This is a genomic window from Achromobacter sp. MUI-25009338 (genome assembly GCF_057359325.1).
Window position 1 is genome coordinate 2992020 of sequence record NZ_CM170627.1, and the last position, 24289, is coordinate 3016308.

12 protein-coding genes are annotated in these 24289 nt (G+C 69.6%); 10 read left to right on the top strand and 2 right to left on the bottom strand.

Annotated features, from left to right (window positions below; all coding sequences use genetic code 11):
* Positions 1-4: 4 nt before the first annotated feature.
* From AC1IQ6_RS14225 to AC1IQ6_RS14235, 3 genes are read left to right on the top strand one after another with little or no spacing between them, the layout of a single operon-like run.
* Positions 5-1117 (top strand): BamA/TamA family outer membrane protein, encoded by a 1113-nt coding sequence (locus AC1IQ6_RS14225; protein WP_485866573.1) that lies wholly within the window; start codon positions 5-7, stop codon positions 1115-1117.
* 39 nt (positions 1118-1156) lie between these two features.
* Positions 1157-1939, top strand: a complete 783-nt coding sequence (locus AC1IQ6_RS14230; RefSeq protein ID WP_102771132.1) for a bestrophin-like domain — start codon at positions 1157-1159, stop codon at positions 1937-1939.
* A gap of 10 nt (positions 1940-1949) precedes the next feature.
* On the top strand, positions 1950-2936 hold the full coding sequence (locus tag AC1IQ6_RS14235; protein WP_246842377.1) for a hypothetical protein: 987 nt from the start codon (positions 1950-1952) through the stop codon (positions 2934-2936).
* Between the two features lie 15 nt (positions 2937-2951).
* Here AC1IQ6_RS14235 and AC1IQ6_RS14240 read toward each other — a convergent pair whose 3' ends face one another.
* Positions 2952-3932: an AraC family transcriptional regulator gene (locus AC1IQ6_RS14240; protein WP_102771131.1), complete on the bottom strand. Its 981-nt coding sequence runs from the start codon at positions 3930-3932 to the stop codon at positions 2952-2954.
* Positions 3933-4029: 97 nt separating this feature from the next.
* On the opposite strand from AC1IQ6_RS14240, the gene AC1IQ6_RS14245 reads away from it, so the two are divergent.
* The 6 genes from AC1IQ6_RS14245 (at position 4030) to AC1IQ6_RS14270 (ending at position 21621) form a co-directional block, all read left to right on the top strand.
* On the top strand, positions 4030-4299 hold the full coding sequence (locus AC1IQ6_RS14245; protein WP_102771130.1) for an H-NS histone family protein: 270 nt from the start codon (positions 4030-4032) through the stop codon (positions 4297-4299).
* Positions 4300-4727: 428 nt separating this feature from the next.
* Entirely contained in the window at positions 4728-15881 is an 11154-nt protein-coding gene (locus AC1IQ6_RS14250) for a cadherin-like domain-containing protein (RefSeq protein ID WP_485864786.1), read from the top strand.
* The gene (locus AC1IQ6_RS14255; protein ID WP_102771128.1) at positions 15878-17395 is read left to right on the top strand and encodes a TolC family protein; all 1518 of its coding nucleotides are present in this window, start codon (positions 15878-15880) and stop codon (positions 17393-17395) included. Before AC1IQ6_RS14250 ends, AC1IQ6_RS14255 begins: the two co-directional genes overlap by 4 nt.
* On the top strand, positions 17392-18174 hold the full coding sequence (locus tag AC1IQ6_RS14260) for an efflux RND transporter periplasmic adaptor subunit (RefSeq protein ID WP_246842378.1): 783 nt from the start codon (positions 17392-17394) through the stop codon (positions 18172-18174). Before AC1IQ6_RS14255 ends, AC1IQ6_RS14260 begins: the two co-directional genes overlap by 4 nt.
* Before the next feature lie 5 nt (positions 18175-18179).
* Entirely contained in the window at positions 18180-19511 is a 1332-nt protein-coding gene (locus tag AC1IQ6_RS14265; RefSeq protein WP_485864787.1) for an efflux RND transporter periplasmic adaptor subunit, read from the top strand.
* Between the two features lie 10 nt (positions 19512-19521).
* Positions 19522-21621, top strand: coding sequence for a site-2 protease family protein (locus AC1IQ6_RS14270; RefSeq protein ID WP_485864788.1), 2100 nt, complete (start codon positions 19522-19524; stop codon positions 21619-21621).
* A 33-nt stretch (positions 21622-21654) separates the two neighbouring features.
* Here the strand turns inward: AC1IQ6_RS14270 and AC1IQ6_RS14275 are convergent, their stop codons facing one another.
* Positions 21655-22914: a cation:proton antiporter gene (locus AC1IQ6_RS14275; protein ID WP_102771125.1), complete on the bottom strand. Its 1260-nt coding sequence runs from the start codon at positions 22912-22914 to the stop codon at positions 21655-21657.
* A 134-nt stretch (positions 22915-23048) separates the two neighbouring features.
* Here AC1IQ6_RS14275 and AC1IQ6_RS14280 point away from each other — a divergent pair, with 134 nt between their 5' ends.
* A complete protein-coding gene (locus AC1IQ6_RS14280; protein WP_485864789.1) occupies positions 23049-24224 on the top strand; it encodes a hypothetical protein in 1176 nt (391 codons plus the stop codon).
* Positions 24225-24289 lie beyond the last annotated feature (65 nt).

The window sequence follows — 24289 nt, forward strand, 5'->3', positions numbered from 1 at the left end:
GCGCATGGTCATGGCCACGATCCTGTGCGGCCTGATGGCGCATGCCCCGGCTCGCGGCGAAACGCCGTCGTTCACCGATTCGAGCGACGGCGACTTCGACACCAGCGACTTCCTGCTGCGCCACCAGGGCGCCTTGCCCGTGCCCGTCGTGATCACCGAGCCGGCCGTCGGCTATGGCGGCGGCCTGATGCTGCTGTACTTCTCCGAGTCGGCCGGGCAGGCCGAGGCCGCCGACCAGGCCGGCGAGGCGCGCAAGGCCCCGCCCAACATCACCGGCATCGGCGGACTGGCCACCGAGAACGGCTCGCGCGGCGCCGGGCTGTTCCACTTCCATAGCTGGGACGGCGACCGCTACCGCTACCTGGGCGCGCTGGCCCAGGGACGCGCCAATCTCGAATACTACGGCGCCTTCAGCCACGGGCGCAGCTACGAAGTGAAGGGCACGTTCCTGGTGCAGCAGGTGCTGGCCAGGGTCGCGGACACGCCCTGGTACGTCGGCCCGCGCTACACCTATTTCCGCTCGGACACGCGCTTTACCGGCGAGGCCGCCAACGAGCTTTCGGCGGCGGAGATGGCCCAGCGCATCGGCAAGGCCGGGCTGGTGCTGGACTACGACACGCGCGACAACATGTTCTATCCCAACCGCGGCACCTATGCCGAGCTGGAAGCCCAGTTCTCGCGCAGCTGGCTGGGCAGCGACCAATCCTTCGAAAGCTACCGCGCCCGCGGCTATCACTGGACGCCGGTCGCGCCGCGCTGGACCCTGGGCCTGCGCGGCGACGGACAGTTCACGCGCGGCGCCGTGCCGTTCTATGCGCAACCCTATGTCGACCTGCGCGGCGTCTCGCGCGGCCGCTACCAGGACCGCGACGCCCTGGCGCTGGAAGCCGAACTGCGCTGGCACGCCACGCCGCGCTGGTCGCTGCTGGGATTCGGCGGCGTGGGCAAAGCCTACGGCAACTGGACGACTTTTTCCGACGCGACGACCGTGGTCAGCGTGGGCGCGGGCTTTCGCTACCTGATCGCGCGCAAGCTGGGGCTGGCGGTGGGCATAGACGTGGCCCACAGCAAGGACCAGAACGCGTTCTACATCCAGGTGGGGAGCGCCTGGCGATGAAGATTTTCCATCAATAATGACGATACCTAGGGTGATCGAATGAATTACTCGCTACTGCTTGCGGGATTGACCATTGCGTTCTTCGTGCTGCTGCTGATCGCGATGCAGCTGGGCAAATGGCTGGGGCGCGGGGCCGACGAAAAGTCCGGCTCCGGCGCCGCGGTGATCGAAGGCTCGGTATTCGCGCTGCTGGGCCTGCTGGTGGCCTTCACGTTCTCCGGCGCGGCCCAGCGCATGGCCGACCGCCGCGAGCTGCTGGTGCAGGAGGTCAACGCCATCGGCACCGCCTGGCTGCGCATCGACATGGTCCACGCCGGCGACCAGCCCCAGTTGCGCGACCAGTTCCGCCGCTACGTGGACAAGCGCATCGAGTACTACCGCAACGTGGCCGACCTGGAGCGCCGCGACGCGATCGCCTCCGAGGTCTCGGCGCTGCAGACGCAGATCTGGGCCACCTCGATGCAGGCCGCGCGCGCCAGCGTGCCGCCGTTCGCCGCTTCCTACGTCGGCGCGGTCAACGAAATGTTCGACGTCGCCAGCGCCCAGACCGTGGCGCAGAAGGTGCATCCGCCCATCGCGACCTACGTGTTCCTGGGCTTCCTGACGCTGGTCGCGGCCGGCCTCGTCGGCCTGAACCTGGCCTCGACCAGGCGCAAGACGCTGCTGCACCAGGTGATCTATGCCGTGGTCATGACGGCGGCCCTGTACATCATCATCGACTTCGAGTTCCCGCGCATCGGCACCATACGCATCGACCAGAGCGACGCCTTGCTGGTGGCGCAGCGGCAGTCCATGGTCGATCCGGCCGGCGGCGCCAAATAGGAAGGCTCCCATGGCAAGCAAGCATAGGCGGTTGGGAAAGAAGCGGGCGGCCGCCCGCCTGGGCGCCTGGACACTGCTGGCCGCGGCCTGCGCCGCGCCCGCGGCGGCCTGGAGCCAGGGCCTGCGGCTGAGCAAGGACGACCTGCAAAAGCGCGCCAACGGCGTGCTGGCGCTGATGTCGTTCTCCATCGTTCCCGACATCACCACCAGTTCGCTGAACATCGGCAGCGGCGGCGGTTCGACCACCGGATCGAACGAGTTCTTCATGACCCAGCTGGGCGGCGGCGACACGATCTCCGATTCCTTCCCCGTCTACCTGGAAGGCGTGCTGGCCGGCAGCCGCTACGACCCGACCTTCGTCGCCACCCAGGGCGCCGAAACCCGCCGCATCCCGACCAAATGGAACAGCGTCTCCGCCACCGGCGGCATAGGCTGGGACTTCAAGCTGACCGACGAGCTCAAGCTGCGGCCCATCTTCAACTTCGCGCTGGGCAACGTCACCAGCGACCTGCGCGCGGCCAGCTGGTACGTGGGGCAGCGCACCGGCAAGGACATCGACTTCCTGGACCGCGGCTCGCTCAACGCCTACGGCCTGGGCGGCTCCATCATGCTGGACTACGAGCACTACCGGCCCGGCTATGAAGTGGACGTGGAACTGCGCTATTCCGACATCCGGCTGCAAAGCTTCGACAGCTCGGCAGCGGTCAGCGGCAACGCCGTCGCCCAGTCCGCGAACCTGTGGGCGCGCTACCGCGCGCCGACCGGCGCGATCCTGCTGCAACGGCCGCTGCGCTACGTGCTGGAGCTGACGCACTCCGAGTTCCTGGGCGACCAGAAGGGCATACTGGGTTTCGACCGCCTGACCTCGGTGGGCGCCGGCCTGGAGCTGGATTCGAGCGCCTACAACGTGTTCATCACCCGCACCCGCGTGGTGGGGCGCTACGTGTTCGGCAATAACGTGTCGGGCTTTTCGGTGGGGCTGGCGGTGAGTTTCTGAGGCCGCTCGGCCTGCCTACGGGCGCACGCCCGTGCGGGCCAGGGTGGCGCTGGGCAGCTCTCCGAACGTCCGCCTGTAGTATTCGGCGAATCTGGACATATGGCGAAAACCCCATTTCATCGCGATGTCGGAAACGGTGGCGCTGCGGCTGCAGGTAAGCAGGTCGCGCAGCGCGCCGTTGAGCCGCGCCGTCATGAACCAGCGCCCCGGCGTCATGCCGACGCTGCGGCGAAAAATCATCTCCAGCGAGCGCAGGGTATAGCCGCTGCGCCGCGCGACTTCGCCGAGCGCGATATCCGCGGCCTCTCCGGAAAGCACCAGGCGCTCGCACGCCATGACCAGGCGCCGATGGCGTTCCGCCACCGGCAAGTCGTCGGCCTTGTCCAGCGGCTCGGCGGACGTCAGCGCGTCCACGTAGCCGGCGACCAGCGACTCGCAGATCGTCTCGACCAGGGCCGGCGCCATGCCACCGTCGGCGGACAGGCGCCGCGCCATCACCATCGCGTCGCTGGTCAGCGTGCCCAGGACGCCGCGCCCGCCGGCGCGCAGCCGCACCGAATAGGCCGCGCGCCTTTTCATCCGCAACGGCCTGCCGGTGCGCGCAATGGCGACGTTCTGCAGGCGTTCTTCGGGCACGGTGAAATTGACCCAGCGCGAAAGCCCGGTCGCGTGGTAAAGAAGCTCGACCCCGGGCGGATAGACCTGTATCTCTTCGGCGCCGATGGCCTCGGTGTTGTATCGCGTGACGTCGCTGCCCTCGGCCATGAAGGCGATGCAGATTCCGTCTTTCGGCATGCTGCCGTTGGCGATTACCGGGAATTCGTACCGTCCCATTTCCAGCCGGACGTCGCCGAGGACGAGCCGCTGATGCTCCATGTTCGCCAATTGCGAGGACACCAGCCGATGCTCGAAAGTACTGCCATACACCACATCAAACGCCTGCAGGGGCTCAAGCCCCGAATAAACATGCCGCAAATAGGCAGCTTGAATCGGCATATTAAGAAAAACCCCTCGAATATTTCGCTTTTCGGATAGCGTAATAAACAGCTTGCTATTACTTTTTTTATCGCGAATTCACCATCGGGTTGACTTTATGACGGAAAACTACCGGCAGGTCAAGCAGCGCATACGGTGTCTCGAAGTGGAGGCGAATCGCCTGCGCCGGCAGGAACTGCAGGTAGTGCTGGCCGACATGCGCCAGAAAATCCGCGAATACGGCATCACCGCCGAACAATTATTCGGTCCCGACCTTTCCGACCTGGTGCGCTATCGCCACCCGGAAACCGGCCAGACCTGGAACGGCATAGGCAGGCCGCCGAACTGGATCAGGGGAGAAGACCGCAGCCGCTTCCGCGTCGATTGAAACTCCTGCCAAATCCGCCCCAGGGCGCTTCACGGCATTTTCGGCCTGGTTTCGGATAATCGGCAAGCAGTCATGCGGCGCGCCTCAGGTAACTACAAGTATCTGCGGTAAATCTATTTAACCGTGGCGTGCGCTCTGGCAACAATCGGCCCCGAGATTTCGTATTTCGGATAGCGCGGGGCAGGCTTTCGCATTATTTTTTCAATTGCAACGAATTAACCGCCGCGTTTCATGACAAATGATTTCTAAATAGCGTGACGGGCCGCCGCGCCGGAGGGGTGCGGCGCAAACGCCGCAAGCCGGCGGGTCCGCGTTCGGAATAACGACGACAAACCGGGTTCAACGCCAGATCGTTGAGCCGCCTGTTCAGCAATAGCGGCGCAGCGTCGCGGTCCATGCCGGGACATGCATCGAGGAGGAGCAAGGCTATGAGTACTTTGCCGATCTTTCGCCCCATGACCCGGGCACTGGCTCTCGAACCGCGGCTGCTTTACGACGCCGCCGCCGCGGTTGCCGCCGACCGCCAGCAAAGCGACTCGCAGGCCGATCATCCGGACGCGCAGGCCGCCGACGGCGCCGCGCCGGCGGCCGGCAAGAATCTGCTGGTCATCGACGGACGGCTGGCCGGCGCCCAGGCGCTGGCCGACAGCGCCACGCCCGGCACCAAGGTGCTGGTGGTCAACCCCGCCCAGGACGGCATCGCCGCGGTGCGCCAGGCGCTGCAGGCGCTAGGCTCGGTGGATTCGGTGCAGATCCTCAGCCACGGCGCGCCGGGCCAGTTCACGCTGGGCAGCAGCACGCTGAGCGCGCAGTCGGCCGACACGCTGCGCGCGGCGGGGTGGGGCGCTTACCTGAGCGCCGACGCCGACATCCTGCTCTACGGCTGCGGCACGGGCGGCGGCGACAGCGGCCAGGCGCTCATCGGCGCGCTGGCCGGCGCCACCGGCGCGGACGTGGCCGCCTCGACCAACGACACCGGCAGCCCGACCGCGGGCGGCGACTGGGTGCTGGAGGTGCGCACCGGCGCCATCGAAAGCCGGCTGCAGATCGAGGCGTCGGCCCTGGCCGCGTTCGACGGACTGCTGGCCGACGCTACGCCCACGCTGGCCCTGGACGGCAGCGGCGAGGACATCCTGCTGGGCGACACCGCGCAGATACGCGCCGTGATCAGCAACCCCTCCAGCCAGGAGGGCTACGCGCCGTACGTCGACATCCTGATCCCCGTTACCGGCTACGACGGCGACGACGGCGTGAGCTTCGTGTCGGCCAGCACCATGGGCATCACGCTCAACGGTTATGTGGTCACGTTCGGCCCCGATGGAACCGCCCAGCATCCGCTGGCGCGCGACGCCAACGGCAATCCGGTGATCCTGCAAGCCTCGCAGTACGGCTACCGCCCGGGCGACCAGCTGGTGGTGCTGGCCTTGCCCTACGCGGGATTCGGCAAGGACCAGCCCTCGATCGAAGTGGACATCACGTTGCGCATGAGTCCGTTGGCCGACGTGAACAAGGACCACAACGTCAGCCTGCGCGCCGGCTTCCAGTACGGCAACGATCCGCTGGACAATCCGCAGCAGGACCCCGCGCTGTTCGAAAGCGGCTGGCATACCTACGCGTTGCGCTCCACGCCGTTCGAAGTGACGCAAACGCTGGACATGACCGAGGGCGAGACGGCCACGGGCGAGAACTACCCGCACACGCTGACCGTGACCGCCACGCCCGCGCCCGGCCAGACGCTGAACAACGTGGTGATCTCGCAGAACCTGCCCGACAGCATCCGGGTGCTGAGCATCGCGCCCGGCGCCGGCGGCATGCTGACCCGCGTGACGCTGGCCGACGGCCGCGTGCTGACCGACACCGCCGCCATCAACGCCGCGCTGGCGCTCAAGCCCTACGTGGCGTCGTACGAGATCACCTATGCGACCCTGGACGCGCCGGCCGACACGCAGGTGCGCTTCTTCGTCGCGCAGGCCACCGCCGACGGCGACCATGTGCTCGATCCCGACACCGGCGCGCCGCGCACGATCGAGGTGCCGAGCGCGACCTCCGTGGGCCGGTGGACGCCGCTGGACCCACGCGACATACCCGCCAACCTGCCGTGGGTGCCCGTGGCTGGGCGCGGCGAAGACGTCAGCTTCGTCGCCAAGTCGGTGGCGCTGCACAAGAGTTCCGCCATAGACGCCGACAACGGCGTGGCCGGCGTCTCGCCCGGCGACGTGCTGAGCTACCGCTACGACGTCACGCTCTCCGATTACTTCGCCATCGGCAAGTCGGCGCTGGGGCAGGGCAGCCTGACCATCACCGACGTGCTGGGCGACGGCCTGAGCTTCACCGGCACGCCGCTCATGACCTTCACCCAGGACGGCAGGCAGTACACCGTCGCGCTGGTCTACACCCTGGGCGACAAGACCGCGGCGGGCACGCAGATCATCTTCGACCTGGCGGCCTCCATCGCCAAGGCCGGGCTGAGCATGGACGCGCTGATCGGCGACATCGCCAGCGACGGCACGCGCCAGTCGGCCACCCGGGCGGTCATCAGCTACCAGGCCACGGTGGACGAGGCCTACCAGGGCGGCTACACGCAGCCCGAGATCAACGAAGGCGACACGCTGCGCAACAGCGCGCTTTTGGCAGGCACCATCATCCAGAGCCGGCTCAACGTCGGGCCGGTGCAGTCCGACGGCTCCAACGTGACCGTGACGGTTCCGAACGGCAACGTGGACATCGGCGTGTTCCAGGTCAACGGCAGCACGGTGCCGCCGTCCTACGAATTGCAGCCCGGCGACGTGGTGACCTTCGTGCTGCGCTACGACCTGCAGACCGGCGACTACGAAAACCTGAAGCTGACCGCCTACCTGCCGGCGCCGGTGTTCGACCCCGCCGGCGCCTGGTCGGCCGGCATCGGCGACCACCGCTGGTCGTATGGCCTGGGCGACAGCCATCCGGGCTCGGCGGTCTCGGTCAGCGCGGGCCCCGGCGGCGCGCTGGTATTCGACTTCGGCAGCTTCGCCATGCAGGGCGATCCCGCGGGCCAGAACCGCATCGAAGTCCTGTTCACGCTGCGCGTCAGCAACCAGCCCTTCGCGGACCAGCGCTCCATCACCGTGCTGGGCCAGTCCACGCAACAGACGACCGTGGACCACGCGCCGCTGGTGGACAACGACAACGTGCTGATCCAGTCCGTGGCCGAACCTTCGCTGGCGATCAAGCACGGCGTGGTCGGCGCCACCGGCGGCACGGTCACCGGCGCGACCGGCAGCTGGAACCCGCCGGGCAGCACCGGCGCGGGCTTTAATGGCAGCATCACGGATCTCGCCAGCCTGGAAGGATCGGTCGCCGGAATGGACGGCGGCGACGTGTTGCGCCTGGCCACCGGCATCGAGAACACCGGCGGCGGCGGCGCTTACGATGTCTCGGTCACGCTGCAGATTCCGCCGGGCCTGGCCTTTCTGGGCGGATCGCTCGACACCGCCAACCTGCGCATCGCGCGCGGCGACGGTACCGTCCTGGTGCTGGGCCGGGACTACAGCGTGTCGGGCGCCACCATCACTTTCCTGGACGCGAACGGACAGCCGACGCTGCTTGCGGGGCGGGTCGGCACCGCCGCCGACGACAGCGGCCAGAACATGGTGGTCATCACCTACGACGTGGTGGCCAGCAACACGCTTGCCGCGTCCAGCACCCTGCAGAGCACGGCGGCTCTCACGCACTACGCCAGCGAGAAGGGCGGCGCGGACTTCACGCCCACCGACCTGACCGACACGGCGGCCGCGCAATCGGCCGCGCCGACGGTCACCGTGCGCTACGCGGGCGGCAGCCTGGACCCGACCGACTCCAGCGCCGCGCATACCGGCGGCAGCAATCTGGTGATCGGCGAGCGCATGCTCTACGACATCGTCGTGACCCTGCCCGAAGGCGGCACGCAGAACCTGCGCCTGTCCGACCTGATCCCGGACGGCTTCGCGCTGGACACCAGCTTCGGCATCGACGGCTACCAGCTGATCACGCAGCTCGCCGCCAGCGGCAGCCTGACGGCGGACTTCGCCGGCGCGGTGACGGTGGCCAGCGTGTCCGGATCGGGCGCCAACGGCGCCGACCTGGTGCTGAGCTTCAGCGCCAGCAACGCGCTGGCGAACAACAACGCGGCCGACAACAGCTTCGTGATCCGCGTGGGCCTGATCGCCACCAACGTGACGGGCAACCAGGCCGGCCGCACCCTGACCAACAACGCCTCGCTGACCTACAGCGACCCGGACGGCGACACGCCCAACGGCGCCACGCCGGTGGACCGCAACGTGGCCGCGACCGGCGGGCTGCCGTCGGCCACCGTCGTCGAACCGACGCTGTCGGTGTCGCACACCGCGGTCACCACCGGTTCTCCCGTGGGCGTGGACCGGGGCGACGAGATCACCTACACCATCACCGTGGGCAACGGCACCGCCTCGACCGACGTGGACGCCTTCGACGTGCGCCTGTCCGACGTGCTGCCCACCGAGCTGAGCGGCGCGCAGATCGTCGGCGTGACGCTATACGGTGGAGCCACGCTGACGGGCGGCGACTTCGTGATCCAGAACGGCGTGCTGCAGCTGACCGACGGGGCCAAGCTGGATATTCCGAAGGGCGCCACCCTGGTGCTGCAATTCAAGGGCGTACTCAACGAAACCACCGGCACCTCCGGCAAGGTCGATAACCTGGTCACCGTCCAATGGAGCAGCCTGGACGGCGCCAACAGCGGGGAGCGCACGGGCGCCGACGGCGAGCTCGGCTCCGGCGCGCTCAACGACTACCGCGTGACCAGCCTGCACAGCGAAGACGTGGCGGCCTCGGGCACCATCAGCCACGTGGGCGGGCTGCCCGACACCGCGGGCGGCACGCCGTCCACGGCCGATCCGCAGGACGTCGCGGTCGGCGAAATCGTGCACTACCGGGTGGCGCTGCTGGTGCCCGAAGGCACCCAGCCCGATGCCTCGATCCGCGTCTACCTGCCGCCCGGGCTGACCTTCATGAACGACGGCTCGGCCTTGCTGGGCCTGCTGGCCGACGCGCTCGCCAACGGCTCGCCGGGCCTGACCACAGATCTCGCGGGCCTGTTCGCCTCGGGCAACGCGTATATCGACGGCGGCGTGATGGACGAGGCCAGCACGCTGCTCAACCCCGATCTGTCGGGCGTGGGCCCGCAGGGCGTGCTGAACACCGGCGCCATCGACACCAGCGATCCGCGCGTGATCGTGCTGCGGCTGGGCAACCTGGTGAACCTGAACCAGGACGCGGATTTCGAGGGGCTGTACTTCGAGTTCAACGCGCGGGTGGACAACGCCGCCGGCGTGGCGGCCGGCGGCCAGCTGGCCGTGCGGGCCGATTTCCTGAGCGGCGCGGAAGTGCGCTTCGGAACGAACACCATCGTCGAACGCGTGGTGGAGCCGAAGATAGACAACATGCAGAAGTCGGTCACCGGTTTCGACCCCGGCGCCGGCGGCGCGACGGGCCAGGCCAGCTATGCGGTGAGCTTCGGCAATACCGGCACGGCCACCGCCTACGACGTCGTGCTGACCGACACGTTGCCCGCCGGCGGGCAGAATCTCACCGTCACCGGCCTGACGATCGACGGCGTCACCTATGCGCCTGGCGGCTATCCGCCGGGCGTGTCGGTGGTGGTGGACGGCGCCAGCGTCACCCTCAGGCTGGACGCCCTGGCGGCCGGCTCGACGGTCAGCCTCGCCTATGGCGCGCAGCTGCCCAACAACGTGGCGCTGGCCGACACCTCGGCAAACCTGACCTACACCAGCCTGCCGGACAGCTTCCAGAGCTTCGCCGGCACCCAGGTCGGCGCCGCGGGCTCGGTGGGCGGCGAACGCACGGGCAGCGGCGCCGGACCCAACACCTACCTGGACGGCGACGCCGCGGGCCTGAGCCGCGTCGAAGGCACGCTCTGGAACGACACCGACAGCGCCACCGCGTCCACCACGCCGGACGGCCCGGCATTGGCGGACCAGACCGTCACGCTGACCTGGGGCGGGGCGGACAACGACCTGTCCACCGCCGCCGACAACCGCAGCTGGACCACCACCACCGACGCCAACGGCTATTACTACTTCGGCGTGCTGGGCGCGGGCGTGTTCCGCATCGACGCGCCGCCCACCATCACGGTGGCCGGGCCGACCGGCGTGGTGAACGCGCGCATCGACAGCGACGGCGCCTCGCCGAAAGGCCAGGTGCTGGCCAGCTTCGGCGACCTGGGAACGACCGCGGCCGGCAACGTCGGCTACGTCGAGCGCAACGACGGCCCGGTCAACACCGTGCCCGGCGCGCTGTCCGTGAACGAGGACACCGCGCTGGCGATCGCCGGCCTCTCCATCGACGATCCGGATGCCGGCAACGGCGTCATGCAGGTCACCTTGAGCGTGCAGCATGGCGGCCTCACGCTCACGCTGGGCGAGGTCGAGCTGGTGGCGGGCGCGCTCGGCTCCGGCGTGCTGCAGCTGCGCGGCAGCCAGAACGCGCTGAACGCGGCGCTGGCCACGCTGGTCTACACGCCGGGCGCCAACTACAACGGCGACGAACGCCTGACCATCCTGACCGAAGACCTGGGCCAGCGCGGAGACGCCGACGGAGACGGCACGCCTTTCGAAGCGGGCGACGACAACCTCAGCGACACCGATACGGTGGACATCAGCGTGATCGCGGTCAACGACGCGCCCGTGGGCGTGGACGACGCCGACCGCGCCGAGGAGGCCGGCGGCGTGGACAACGACGTGCCCGGCGTCGATCCGGCCGGCAACGTGCTGGACAACGACCTCGACGTGGACATCCAGACCAACGGCGACGTGCTCAGCGTGACCCAGGCCAGCGGCGCCGGCGGCACGGTGGCGGTCGATCCGCTGAGCGGCGAGGCCGCGGTGGCGGGGCTTTACGGCACGCTGTACATCAACGCCGACGGCGGCTACCGCTATGTGGTGAACAACCTGGACCCCACCGTCCAGGCGCTGCTGGCCAATAGCCCGGCCCTGACGGACGCGTTCACGTACAACCTGCGCGACAGCGGCGGCCTGGCCAGTTCGGCCCGGCTCGTCATCACGCTGACCGGCGCCAACGACGCGCCCGAGGCGCGGGACGACGCCGGCTCGGCCGAGGAGAAGGGCGGCACGGCCAACGACACCGGCGGCAGCCCCGCCAGCGGCAATGTGCTGGGCAACGACAGCGACGTGGACGCCGGCGACACGCGCAGCGTCACGCAGGCCCGCAATCACACCGGCCCCAGCCCCGGGCCCGCGCAGCCCATCCCGGCCGGCACCACCTCGGCAGACGGCGCGCTGATTGCCGGCCTCTACGGCACGCTGCGGCTGGGCGCCGACGGCAGCTATGTCTACACGGTCAATGACGACAACGCGGCCGTGCAGGCCCTGAACCAGGGCGACGTGCTGCGCGAAACCTTCGACTACGTCGTCACCGACGCGGGCGGCCTGAACGCGCTGGCCTCGCTGGTCATCACCATCCACGGCGCCAACGACAATCCGGTGGCGGCCGACAACCTGGCGCAAGGCTATACCGCCAGCGTGGACGTGGCCAGCAACACCATCACCGGCGTGCCGCGCAATCCGCAAGGCAACGTCATCACCGACCCGTACACCGTCGACGACCCGGCCCTGCTGGACAGCGACGTGGACAACGCCATGGAGACCGCGGCGGTCAACGCCATTGGCGCCGAAGGCGGCCCCCAGGAAGCCGTGGCCGCCGGCGTCGAGAAGACCATCAACGGGCTGTATGGCGTGCTGCGCATCAACAGCGACGGCAGCTACGTCTATGAGATCGACAGCCTCAACGCCACGCTGATCGCGCTGGGTCCCGACGGCACGGTCGACGAGCGCTTCGTCTATGGCCTGCAGGACGCCGACGGCGGCCAGAGCAGCGCGGTGCTGACCATCCGCATCCACGGCGTGGCCGACCAACCGGTGGCCAGCGACATCGTTGCCGTAGCCCAGGAACGCGGCGGCGTCGACAACGCCACGCCCGGGCGCACCGCCACGGGAGACGTGACCGTCAACGACATCGATCCGGACGGCGACGCCCTGGCGGTCACCGAAGTGCGCGCGGGCGCCGAGGCCGACGGCGGAACGATGAGGCCGGTGGGCACCCCCATCGCCGGCAAGTACGGCACCCTGACCCTGAACAGCGACGGCACCTTCAGCTATGCCCTGAACGAAACCGATCCGCTGGTGCAGGCCCTGCGCACGGCCGGCGACACGCTGGTGGATGTGTTCACCTACACGGTTTCCGATCCCGGCAACCTGAGCGACCAGGCCGAGCTGCGCATACGCATCCTGGGCCAGAACGACGCTCCGGTCGCGGCCGACGACGACGGCGCGGCGGTCGAGGCCGGCGGCGCCGCCAACACCTCCGGCGGCCAGGCCGCGCAGGGCAATGTGCTGGACAACGACGGCGACGTGGACGGCGCGGCCTACGGCGAAAAGCTCAGCGTGACCGGCGCGCGCGCCGGCGGCGCGGGCGGCGGCGCCGTGCCGGACGCGGCCGGTCAGGTCATGGTGGTCACCGGCGCCTACGGCACGCTCACGCTGCTGGCCGACGGCACTTATGTGTACGCGGTCGACGACGACAACCCCGTCGTGCAGGCGCTGCCGGCGGGCGCGTCCCTGTTCGAGGACTTCACCTACAAGATCCGCGACGTGGGCGGCCTGGAATCCAGCGCCGTGCTGCGCATCACCATCGCCGGCGCTGACGACGCCCCCCAGGCCGTGGCGCAGACGATCACGGCCGAAGAGAAGGGCGGCACAAACAACGGCTCCGGCGGGCTGGACCCCAGCGGCAATCTGCTGCCGGCGGCGGGCGCCGATCCGGATACCGGCGACACCCTGCACATCGCCGGCTTCGCCGCCGGCCAGCCCCGGGACGGCGCAGCCATGCGTGCCGCCGGCACGACCCTGCAGGGCCGCTACGGCACCCTGCGCATCGACGCCGACGGCACGTATTCCTATGTGGTGGACAACTCGCTGGCGGCAGTCCAGGCGCTGCGCCTGCCCACCGACACGCTGGTCGAGTACTTCACTTTCCGGCTCAGCGACGCCGCCGGCCTGACCAGCGACGGCCAGCTCACGGTGACCATACGCGGGGCCGACGACGCGCCGGTCGCGAAGAACGATACCGGCAGCGCCAAGGAGGCCGGCGGCACCGACAACGGCACGCCGGGCTCGCCCGCCATCGGCAACGTGCTGGCCAACGACGCCGACGTGGACGCCGGCGACCGCAGCACCGTTTCGGCCGTGCAGAATTCGCAGGCGGCCGCGGGCGTCGTGGGCGGACCCGCCGCGGGCCTGTACGGAACCCTGTACCTGCAGGCCGACGGCTCGTACCGCTACGAGGTCGACGACACGCTGGCGGCCGTGCAGCAGCTGCGGGCGGGCCAGTCGCTGCAGGAGACCTACACCTATACCGTGCGGGACCTGGCCGGCCTGACGCACACCGCGACGCTGACCATCACCATCGCCGGCAGTTACGACGCCCCCGTGGCCAAGGACGACGCGGACACCGCGGTGCCCGCCACGTCGCTGTCGCCGGCGGTGGACGCGGCCGGCAATGTGCTGCCCAACGATACCGACGTCGACGCCGGCGACACCAAGGCCGTCGACGGCATACGCGTGGGCGCCGGCATCGCCGGCTTCACGGCGGTGACGGGCACGGCGCCGCAGCGCATCGACGGGCTGTACGGCTGGCTGGAAATCGCCGCGGACGGCAGCTATACGTATCACGCCGACGAAACCAACGAGGCCGTGGCCGCGCTGGACGCCGGCCAGACGCTGGTGGAGGTATTCACCTACCGCGTGGTCGATGGCGGCGGACTGACCAGCCATGCCCAGCTGAGCATCACCATCCAGGGCGTGAACGATGCCCCGCTGGCCAACCCCGTGGTCGGGGTCGCGGTGGAGCAGGGCGTGCGCGACAACCAGCCGTTCCCCGGCCGCAATCCCGTGGGCGACGTGACGCTGCGCAACTTCGACGCCGAAGGCGAGCCGGTGACGGTGGTGGGCATCCGCACGGGTCCGGCGGCCGGAGGCGGAACCGCCGGCGCCGTGGGCGCCGTGCTGCGCGGCGCCTATGGCGACCTGATCGTCAACGCCGACGGCACCTATTCCTACGTGCTGGACAATTCGCTGCCCGAGGTGGACCGGCTGCGCCTGGCCCGCGACACCCTGCGCGATGTCTTCACCTACACCATATCGGACAGCGGCGGCCTGCAGGACAGCGCCACGCTGGTCATCATGATCGTGGGCCAGAACGACGCTCCCGTCGCGCATGACGACGTGGCCGCGGCGGTGGAGGCCGGAGGGCTGAACAACGGCGTGCCCGGCGTGAACCCGACCGGCAACGTGCTGGCCAACGATACCGACGTGGACGCCGGCGACACCAAGACGGTGGTCGGCGTCGGCCTGGGCTCGGCCGCGCCCGGCGCGCTCGGCCCGATCGCCGGCCGGTACGGAACGCTGGTCATGGGCGCCAACGGCCAATACCAGTACGTGGTCGACAACGACAATCCCGTGGTGCAGGCCTTGAGAACCGCCTCCGATACGCTGACGGAGGTGTTCACCTACACCATGCGCGACGCCGACGGCGCGCTGGCCCAGGCCCGGCTGACGGTCACGATCTCGGGCCGCGACGACACGCCGCAGGCGCGCGACGACACGGCCTATGTGGACGACGTTTCCGGCCCGCCGGTGGTGCAGGGCAACGTGCTGCCCAACGACAGCGACGTGGACGGCGGCGACGCGCTTTCCGTGACCGGCATCCGGCCGCAGCAGGAAGGGGCCACGGCCGGGCAGGTCGGTCAAGCGCTGGCGGGCCGCTACGGCGTTCTCGTCCTGAACGCCGACGGCAGCTACCGCTACGAAGTCGACCTGAGCAACCCGGAAGTGCAGGCGGCCCGGGGCCGCGGGCCCATCCTGCAGGACCCGTTCATCTACACGATCTCGGACCTGGCCGGCCTGCAATCCGAGGCGCGCCTGACCATCGTCCTGAAGCTCGAAGCCGACTACTTCGCGCCGCCCGACCCGTATGCGCTGTTCGGCCGCGAAACCGAGCCGGCGTTCCGTTCGGACCTGCAGGTGGACCCCGTGGTCTACGTCACGCCGGCCGTGCGCGACACGCTGGCGTTCGAGCGCTATCTGGACGCCAGCGTGCGCGGGCAGCGGCCGGAGCTGGCCATGCCGCCCGAGATCATGCTGCAGTCGCTGGCCGCGGACCTGGGCCAGGACCACGAGACGCCGCTGACCCGGACCATCCAGGCGCTGCAATGGCAGGCGCGCTACCAGGATGCCTGCCTGCAGACGCGTTACGCCAACGTGTTCCTGTCGGCCGACGGCCTGCTGCGCGACGATTCGGTGTTTACGTACAAGGAGTTGCGCATGCCCGAGGCAGGCAGAAGCGCCGGCGCCCAGGCGCGGCCCGAGCCGCCCGCGCGCGCGGCCCAGTCCTTCAGCGGCCAGATCCGCGCCAATGCCAGCGACGCCTGGCGCGAGCGCTGGCTGGCGGCGGAACAACAGAATTCGGTGAAGACGGAAGGGGGAGCGGTATGAAGCGCAAGCTCGTGGTTCGCGCGAATGTGCTGGCGTTGGCCGTGATGGGCCTGAGCGCCTGTTCATCCAGCCAGTTGGCCAGCCCGTATACGCACGATGAAGTCCTGGCGCGTATCGAGCAGGATCGCAAGATGATGTATTCGGACCAGGAACCGATCACGCATCCGATCACTTTCTACGAGGCCTCGGCGCGCGCGCTGAAATACAACCTCGATTACCGCCTCAAGCTGATGGAAAGCGCGCTGTCGCGCAACCTCGTGGACGTGACCCGCCACGAGATGCTGCCCAAGCTGATCGCCTCGGCCGGCTATACCGACCGGTCCAACGACTCCGGCGGCACCTCCATCGGCATCGAGGACGGCGAGGTCAGCCTGCGCCCGTCCACCTCGGAACAGCGCTACCACCGGCTGGCGGACCTGGAGCTGAGCTGGAGCACCCTGGACTTCGTGGTCGCCTACGAGCGCTCGCAGCAGAAGATGGACCAGGTGCTGATGGCCGAGGAACGCCGCCGCAAAGTGGTGCAGAACGTGCTGCAGGACGTGCGCAACGCCTACTGGCGCGCGGTCGGCGCGCAGCGCCTGATCGCCTCGGTGGACGACCTGCTGGCGCGCGTGCGCACCGGGCTGGACAACGCGCGCGAAGCCGAGCGCCGCGGCCTGCTGCCGCGCCAGGAGGCGCTGGCCTACCAGCGCGCGCTGCTGGACGCCGTCAGCCTGCTGTCCACCCGGCGCCAGGACCTGGAGCTGGCGCGCGCCGAGCTGGCCGCCCTGATGTCGCTGCCGCCCGGCACGGACTTCCAGGTGGCCGACGAGAATCCGCCGCCCATTCCCATGCCCACCATGAACGTTCCCGCGCTGGAGCAGCTGGCGCTGGAGAACCGTCCGGAAATCATGGAAGAGTGGTATCGCAAGCGGGTCACGGACAACGACATCCGCATCGCCAAGGCCGAGCTGTGGCCGCACATCAGCTTCAATGCCGGCGCGCACTACGACTCCAACGAATACCTCTACAACAACAGCTGGTCCTCCGTGGGCGTGCGGGTGTCGTGGAACCTGCTGAGCCTGCTCAAGGGGCCGGCGCTGCAGGCGGCCGGCGAAAACCAGAGCAAGGTCGCCGACCTGCGCCGCCTGGCGCTGTCCATGGCGGTGCTGACGCAGGTGCGCGTGGCCGCCCAGCGCTACTACCTGGCGCGCGAACAGTTCGAGTTCGCCGACCAGAGCTCGCAGGTCGACGGCAGGCTGCGCGACTACGCCGAGGCCAGCGCCAGCATCTCCGCCGATTCCAAGCTGGAATACATCCGCGCCGACGCGCGCTGGCTGCTGTCGCAATACCAGCGCTACGCCGCCTACTCGGACGCCCAGGCGGCCTGGGGACGGCTCTACAACTCCGTCGGCCTGGACGTGATGCCCGACGTCATCGCCAACCACGACGTCGCCACGCTGGCCGCGGAGATCCAGAAGACCATGAACGGCTGGGAGCGCACCACGCTGCTGGCCCAAGGCGAGGCGAAATGATGAAGCTGCCCGTGCCGCGGCCGCGCGCGTTTCTTGCCCTGGTCCTGGCGGCGGCCGGCCTGCCGGCGCAGGCCCAGGACCTGGCGCCGGCCGCCTTGCCCGAACTGTCCAGCGATCCGAACGCCATCCGGGTGTTGCTGGCGGCCGACCCCGAGAGCACGCTGGCCGCGCCGATGGCGGGCCGCCTGCAATCGACGCAGGCGCAGCTGGGCCGCCACGTGGAGAAGGGCGAGGTCGTGTTCCGCCTGGATTGCGAGGAACCCCAGGCGCGGCTGCGCATGGCCTCGGCCGAACTGGCCGGCGCGCGCGAGAACCTGCGCGCCAAAACCGGGCTGCGCAAACTGGACGCCGCCGGCGACACCGAGGTCGCGCTGGCGCGCGCCGCCGCCGAGCGCGCCGCGGCCGCCCAGGCGCTGGCCCAGGCCCAGGTCGATTACTGCACCGTGGCCGCGCCGTTCTCGGGCCGCATCGCCAAGGTGTACGTGCGTCCCTTCGAAACCGTCAACGCCGGCGCGCCGCTGATCGACCTGGTCGGCGACGGGCCGCCGCGCCTGCGGCTGAACCTGCCGTCGCGCCAGCTGGGCCGGGTCCAGGCCGGCACGGCGTTCCAGCTCAACGTGGTCGAGACCGGCAAGCAATACCAGGCGCGCGTCACCGCGGTCAACGCGCGGGTCGACGCCGTGGCGCAGTCGATCGAACTGGAGGGCAGGGCGGAAGACCCCGGGCGCGAACTGCTGCCGGGCATGAGCGGCATCGCCGATTTCGGCTTTCCCCGGTGAGGCCCATGCAGGACGACATCCTCCTGTTGCTGCAGCTGACGGAGATCGAAGGCCTGGCGCGCCAGGCCGACGACGTGCAGCAGCTGAGCTTTCACGTCGCCAACGACGCGCATCCGCTGCTGAACTACCGGCAGGCCCTGGTCTACGAGGACACGGGCGCCGATTGGCGCCTGCTGAACGTCTCGGGGCTGGTGTCGGCCGACCATGATTCTCCTTACCTCGTGTGGCTGGGGCAGGCGCGCAAATGGCTGCGCGCCCAGGCCGGCGAGGGCCGGGACTGGCTGGAGCCGCCGCCCGCCACGGCGCCCGGCGCCGAACTGGTGGCGCAGGGCTGGCGGGAATGGTGGCCGGCCGGCGCGTGGCTCCTGCCGCTCAAGCGCCGCGACGGCACGCCGCTGGGCTGGGCGGTATACCTGCTGGAACAACCGCCCACGGCGGCGCACCGCGCCGTCATGGGCCGTCTGGCCCAGAGCTGGTCCTACAGCTGGGAGCTGCTGGCCGGGCGCGCCGGGCGCCGGCCGCGGCGCCGCCGCGCCTGGATGCTGCGGCTGGCGCTGGTGCTGCTGGCGGCCTTGTGCTTTCTGCCGGTGCGCCAGCGCGCGCTGGCCCCGGCCGAAGTCACCTCGCTGGACCTGGAGATGATCAGCGCGCCGCTGGACGGCGTGGTCAAGGCCGTGCACGTGCGGCCTAACCAGGAAGTGCAGGCCGGCCAGTTGCTGTTCTCGCTGGACGACACCACGCTCAGCCACCGCCTGCAGGTCGCCGCGCGCGCGGTGGCCGTGGCCGACGCCGAGTACCTGGCCGCCAGCCAGACGGCGTTTCGCAACGAGGACAGCCGCGCCAGGCTGACCCTGCTGCAAAGCCGGGCCGAAGAGCGGCGCGCCGAGCTGGCCTCGATACGCTCGCAGGTGCAACGGCTGGAGACGCGCGCGCCGCGCGCCGGCGTGGCGGTGTTCGGCGACGCCAACGACTGGATCGGCAAGCCGGTGGCGACGGGCGAACGCATCATGCAGCTGGCCGACCCGGCCAAACCGGCGATGCTGATCCAGCTGCCGGCCTCCGACGCCATCGCGCTGGAAGTCGGCGCGCCGGTCGACCTGTACCTGACCGTGCGGCCGATGCAGCCGCTGCGCGGCAAGATCATCGAAACCAGCTACCAGGCGGCGCTCACGCCCGAGGGCGTGGCCAGCTACCGGCTGCGCGCCAGCGTCGACGCCGGCGAGGAAGCGCGCATCGGCCTCAAAGGCACCGCGCGCCTGGCGGGCGGCCAGTCGGTGCTGGGCTTCGAGCTGATCCGCCGGCCGCTGGCCGCGCTGCGCGCGTTCCTGGGATTGTGAGAGGCCGCCCATGATGCCGTCGTCCGTCATGGAACCCCTGCCGCGCCTGCGCGAGGACCTGCGCCTGTTCGCCGCCGGCCCCCATCCGGACGGCAGCCCGGCCTGGGTCATCGAAGACCCGGTGCGCAACCGCCATTTCCGCATCGGCTGGCTGGAATTCGAATTCCTGTCGCGCTGGCGCATGATGCCGCAGGACATGCTGGCCGATATCGGCCGGCGCACCGCGCTGCGGCCCGAAGCCGGCCAGCTGCGCCAGTTCGCCGACTTCCTGCGCGCCAACGACCTGCTGCGTCCGGCGCCGTCGCAAAGCCAGGCCATGGCGCAGGCGCAGCCGCGCAGGCCCTGGAGCCGGCCGCAATGGTGGCTGCACAACTACCTGTTCTTCCGCATCCCGCTGATCCACCCGACCTACAGGCTGGGGCGCCTGTATCGCGTCCTGCGCTTTCTGTTCCATCCGGCCACGCCGTGGATCATCGTCGCGCTGTCGCTGGCGGGCATCGCGCTGACGCTGCGCCAGTGGGATACCTTCCAGCACACGCTGTTCGAATCGGTGTCGTGGCAGGGCGCGCTGGGCTTCGCGCTGGCGCTGCTGACCGCCAAGACCCTGCACGAGCTCGGCCATGCCCTCATGGCCACGCATTTCGGCGTGCGGGTCGGGCACATGGGCGTGGCCTTCCTGGTGATGTGGCCCATGTTGTACACCGACACCAGCGAATCGTGGCGCCTGGCGTCGTCGCGCAAGCGACTGCTGATCGCCGCCGCCGGCATCTGCACCGAGCTGGCCATCGCCGGCCTCGCGACCCTGGCCTGGGCCTTGCTCCCGCCCGGCATCCTGCGCCAGGCCTGCTTTTACCTGGCGACCACGAGCTGGGTCCTGTCGCTGCTGCTCAACGCCAGCCCGTTCATGCGCTTCGACGGTTATTTCATCCTGTCGGACCTGCTGGACATGCCCAACCTGCACGAACGCGCCGGGGCGCTGGCGCGCACGGCGCTGCGGCGCGGGCTGCTGGGCTGGCGCGAACCGTGGCCGGAACCGTTCGCCGCGCCGCTGCGCCGCCGGCTCATCGCGTTCGCCTGGGTGACCTGGATCTATCGCCTGACCGTCTATCTCGGGATCGCGGTGGCGGTCTATCACTTCTTCTTCAAGGCGCTGGGCGTGTTCCTGTTCCTGGTCGAGGTCGGCTTCTTCATCGTGCGTCCGTGCTGGCGCGAGATGCGCACCTGGTCGCAGCGCCGCCGCGAAACCCGCGGCTGGCGGCTCGGCCTGCTGTGGCTGGCCCCCTTGCTGCTGCTGGCCTGGCTTGCCGTGCCCGCGCCGACCTCGGTGCGCGCCCCGGCGCTGGCGCGCCCGGCGCAGCAGTGGGCCGCCTATGCGCCGACGGCCGCGCGCGTGGAGCTGCGCGCCGAGCCGGGCAGGGTGGCGGCCGGCGCCGTGCTGGTGCGCCTGGACAATCCGGAACTGGCGAGCCAGGCCGAAGCGGCGCAGGCCGCCATCCGCGGCGGCTCGGCCCGCCTCGCGGGGCTGCTGGACCAGTCCGGCGGGCTGGACCAGCAGGCCGCCACCATCGAATCGCTGGCGCTCAGCCGCGCCAACGCCGAGTCCGTGGCAGCCGAAAAATCCCGGCTGACCCTGCGCGCGCCGTTCGACGGCGTATGGCTGGACGTGGCGCCGGAAGTGCGCGCGGGCACCTGGGTCGGTCCGCGCCTGGCGCTGGGACGCCTGGTGAACCCCGACGACTGGATCGTCGAGGCCTACGTGGCCGAAGACGACATCCATGCGCTGCGGCCCGGCGACGCCGGCTGCTTCTATTTCGAGTCCACGCCCGGGCGGCAGTGCGGGCGCATCGACGCCATCGCGCCGGCCCGCCTGGCGCAACTGCCCGCGCCGATGCTGGCGACCGTGCACGACGGCCCGATTCCCGCGTTCCAGAAGCACGACGCGCTGATTCCCGAATATGCGCTCTACGCCGTGCGCGTGTCGCTGGACCAGCCCTTGGCGCTGTTGCGCGAGCAGCGCGGCAAGGCCTATTTCACCGGCGCGCCGCGCAGCCGCCTGCTGGCGGGCTGGCGCTATCTGGCCAGCCTGGCCATCCGCGAAAGCGGCTTCTGAGGCGCGACGCCCATGCCGACCATCGCGCCAGCGTCAGGGGCCCGCGGTTTCGACCGGCGGCGCGGGCATGGCCGCGGGCGGTGGCTCCTTGTCGGCCAGCCTGCGCGCATAGCGCTGCGTCAGGAGCGGTGCGACCAGCGAGGTCAGCACCACCAGCATCAGCACCACGTTGAGCACCGGCGTATCGATCAGCGGCTCGCCCTGCGCATTGAGCGTGCGGTAGGCCACCGTCGCGGCGGCCAGGGTGGCCGCCACCTGGGGCAGGGTCAGGCTCCACACCAGGCCTGCTTCGGCGGCCGGATAGCGGAACAGCAGCCCCAGCGCGGCCGCGGCCACGGCCTTGCCGATCACCAGCGCGAACAGCAGCCCGAACGCCAGCACCGGCTGGTTCACGAACGTCATCAAGGCGTCGACCGGGTGCAGCATCATTCCGGTCGTCATGAAGAACGCCGGAATCAGGAAGGTGTCGCTGATCAGCTTCATCACGCCGGCGTTGCGCGATTGCGGCACCGCCTGGCGCACGGCGATGCCGGCCAGGAACGCGCCCACGATGCCGTCCAGGCCGAAGAGCTTGGCCATCTGCGTCGCGCACGCGACCGCCAGGAAGAACACGATGATGCGCGACTCGTCGCGCCGCATGCGCTGCAGCACGTGACGCAGGATCCACGGCCCGCCGACCACGACCAGCGGGATGAACACGGCGATCTGCAGCAGCTGGAGTTCGATGGCGGCCACCGAGAAACCGTTTTCATGGGTCACCAGACAGACCGCCAGCACCAGCATGGCCGCCACGTCGGTGATCACCGTGGCGCCCGAGGCCACCGTGACGCTGACGCGCTGGGTCAGCCCGAACTGCTTGACGACGGGGTAGGCCAGCAGCGTGTGCGAGGCGATCAGCGAGCCGATGAGCAGCGACGCGTTGGCGCCGTAGCCGCAGGCCCGCGCCACGCCGAATCCCAGCGCGAAGGCGCCGCCGAAGGTGAGCACGCCGAACACCAGCACCTGGACCCGGGCGCGCTTGAGCAGGGCGAAATCGATTTCGTAGCCGATGAAAAACAGCAGCAGCGCCACGCCCAGCTCGGAAGCGAGTTCGGCGATCGGCATCTCGGGCTGCAGCAGATTGAAGCCGGCCGGCCCCAGCAGAAAACCCACCACCAGGAATCCCAGCACGCCCGGAATGCGGCAGCGCTCGCAGATGAGGGGCAGCAGCAGGAAGAACAACAGCCACAGGACGAAACGCGTGAAGGGCGCCAGATGAACGAAAAAATCGACCGCGATCTGAGTCCAGGACATGAGGCCTCTCCAATAAGCGTGAGATCGGAAAACCCATTGAACTTCCCAGCAACGCGGCGAGTGTCCGGCCAAACGCGCCAACCGTCAAGCGCGCTCGAACGTCAACGCCATACCAACCCCGACCGAGGTGCACCATGAATGCGGATGTCCCCAAGCGGCCGACCGACGAGCCGTTTCTCCTGGTCCAGGGCGACGCGCTGTCGCGCCTGGAAAGCCGCATCGGCCTTGCGCCCCGCGGCGGCGGCATCAAGCGGCGCGCGCTCATCTACGCCCTGGTGGCGTGGCTGCCGCTGGTGGTCGCATCCTGGCTGAGCGGGCCGGCCGACGCGCAGGCCACCGAATCCCTGCTGGGCCATTTCGGCATCCACATCCGGTGCCTGGTCGCCATCCCGCTGCTGGTGCTGGCCGAGGCCGTCGCGCAGAAGAACCTGCTCATCTGCCTGCGCGAATTCAAGCGCTCCGGGCTGGTGGACGACGCGCTGGCCGCGCGTTTCGACGGCATCGTCGAAGACGTCATCCGGCTCAAGCGGCGGGTATCGCCGTGGCTCGTGATCGGCGTGCTGGCCGCCGCCTGGACGGCCGCCTTCCTGGTATCGCCCAATCCGGACGAGCTGCGCTGGACGCCGGCCGACGGCGAACGCATGGCGTTCGGCGCCTGGTGGTTTCTGCTGGTGACGCGGCCGCTGTTCTCCGTGCTGCTGCTGGCCTGGGTGTGGCGGCTGACGCTGGTCGGCATCCTGCTGCTGCGCATCGCGCGCCTGCCGCTGAAGCTGGTGGTGATGCATCCCGACCGCATGGGCGGGCTGGGCTTCCTGGACCGGCTGCCCATGGTCTATGCGCCGTTCCTGTTCTCGGTGTCGGCCGTGGTCGCCGGCGCGTGGGCGCACACCGTGTTCTATCACGGCGTGGCCGTCCCGACGCTGTACGTGCAGGTCGCCACCTTGCTGCTGGTGCTGATACTGATCGGACTGGCGCCGCTGCTGGTGTTCTCTTCGATGCTGGCGCACGCCAAGCGCCAGGCGCTGCTGGACTACGGCGCCTTGCTGAGCGAGCACGGCAGGCTGGTCGACGCCCGCTGGATACACAAGGCGCAGATCGCGGAACAGCCCATACTCGACGCGCCCGAGCTCGGCCCGGTCGCGGACGTGCAGGCCATGTACCAATCCGTGGCGGCCATGCGGCCGGCGGTGATCAGCAAATCCATTCTGCTCAGGATCGCGCTGCCCGCGGCGCTGCCCTTGCTGCTACTGGTCGCCACGCAGTGGCCCTTGAAGAGCACGCTTTCCAAACTTCTCTTCACGCTTCTGTAGGAGGCCATGCACCGAAAACCTTGAGCGCTCTGGCGCGCCCAGAGCATTTCCCGGTCCGGCAACGC

Coding starts and splice junctions, on each gene's coding strand:
- AC1IQ6_RS14225 (WP_485866573.1), top strand. CDS start 5: ATGGTCATGGCCACGATCCTGTGCGGCCTGATGGCGCATGCCCCGGCT.
- AC1IQ6_RS14230 (WP_102771132.1), top strand. CDS start 1,157: ATGAATTACTCGCTACTGCTTGCGGGATTGACCATTGCGTTCTTCGTG.
- AC1IQ6_RS14235 (WP_246842377.1), top strand. CDS start 1,950: ATGGCAAGCAAGCATAGGCGGTTGGGAAAGAAGCGGGCGGCCGCCCGC.
- AC1IQ6_RS14240 (WP_102771131.1), bottom strand. CDS start 3,932: ATGCCGATTCAAGCTGCCTATTTGCGGCATGTTTATTCGGGGCTTGAG.
- AC1IQ6_RS14245 (WP_102771130.1), top strand. CDS start 4,030: ATGACGGAAAACTACCGGCAGGTCAAGCAGCGCATACGGTGTCTCGAA.
- AC1IQ6_RS14250 (WP_485864786.1), top strand. CDS start 4,728: ATGAGTACTTTGCCGATCTTTCGCCCCATGACCCGGGCACTGGCTCTC.
- AC1IQ6_RS14255 (WP_102771128.1), top strand. CDS start 15,878: ATGAAGCGCAAGCTCGTGGTTCGCGCGAATGTGCTGGCGTTGGCCGTG.
- AC1IQ6_RS14260 (WP_246842378.1), top strand. CDS start 17,392: ATGATGAAGCTGCCCGTGCCGCGGCCGCGCGCGTTTCTTGCCCTGGTC.
- AC1IQ6_RS14265 (WP_485864787.1), top strand. CDS start 18,180: ATGCAGGACGACATCCTCCTGTTGCTGCAGCTGACGGAGATCGAAGGC.
- AC1IQ6_RS14270 (WP_485864788.1), top strand. CDS start 19,522: ATGATGCCGTCGTCCGTCATGGAACCCCTGCCGCGCCTGCGCGAGGAC.
- AC1IQ6_RS14275 (WP_102771125.1), bottom strand. CDS start 22,914: ATGTCCTGGACTCAGATCGCGGTCGATTTTTTCGTTCATCTGGCGCCC.
- AC1IQ6_RS14280 (WP_485864789.1), top strand. CDS start 23,049: ATGAATGCGGATGTCCCCAAGCGGCCGACCGACGAGCCGTTTCTCCTG.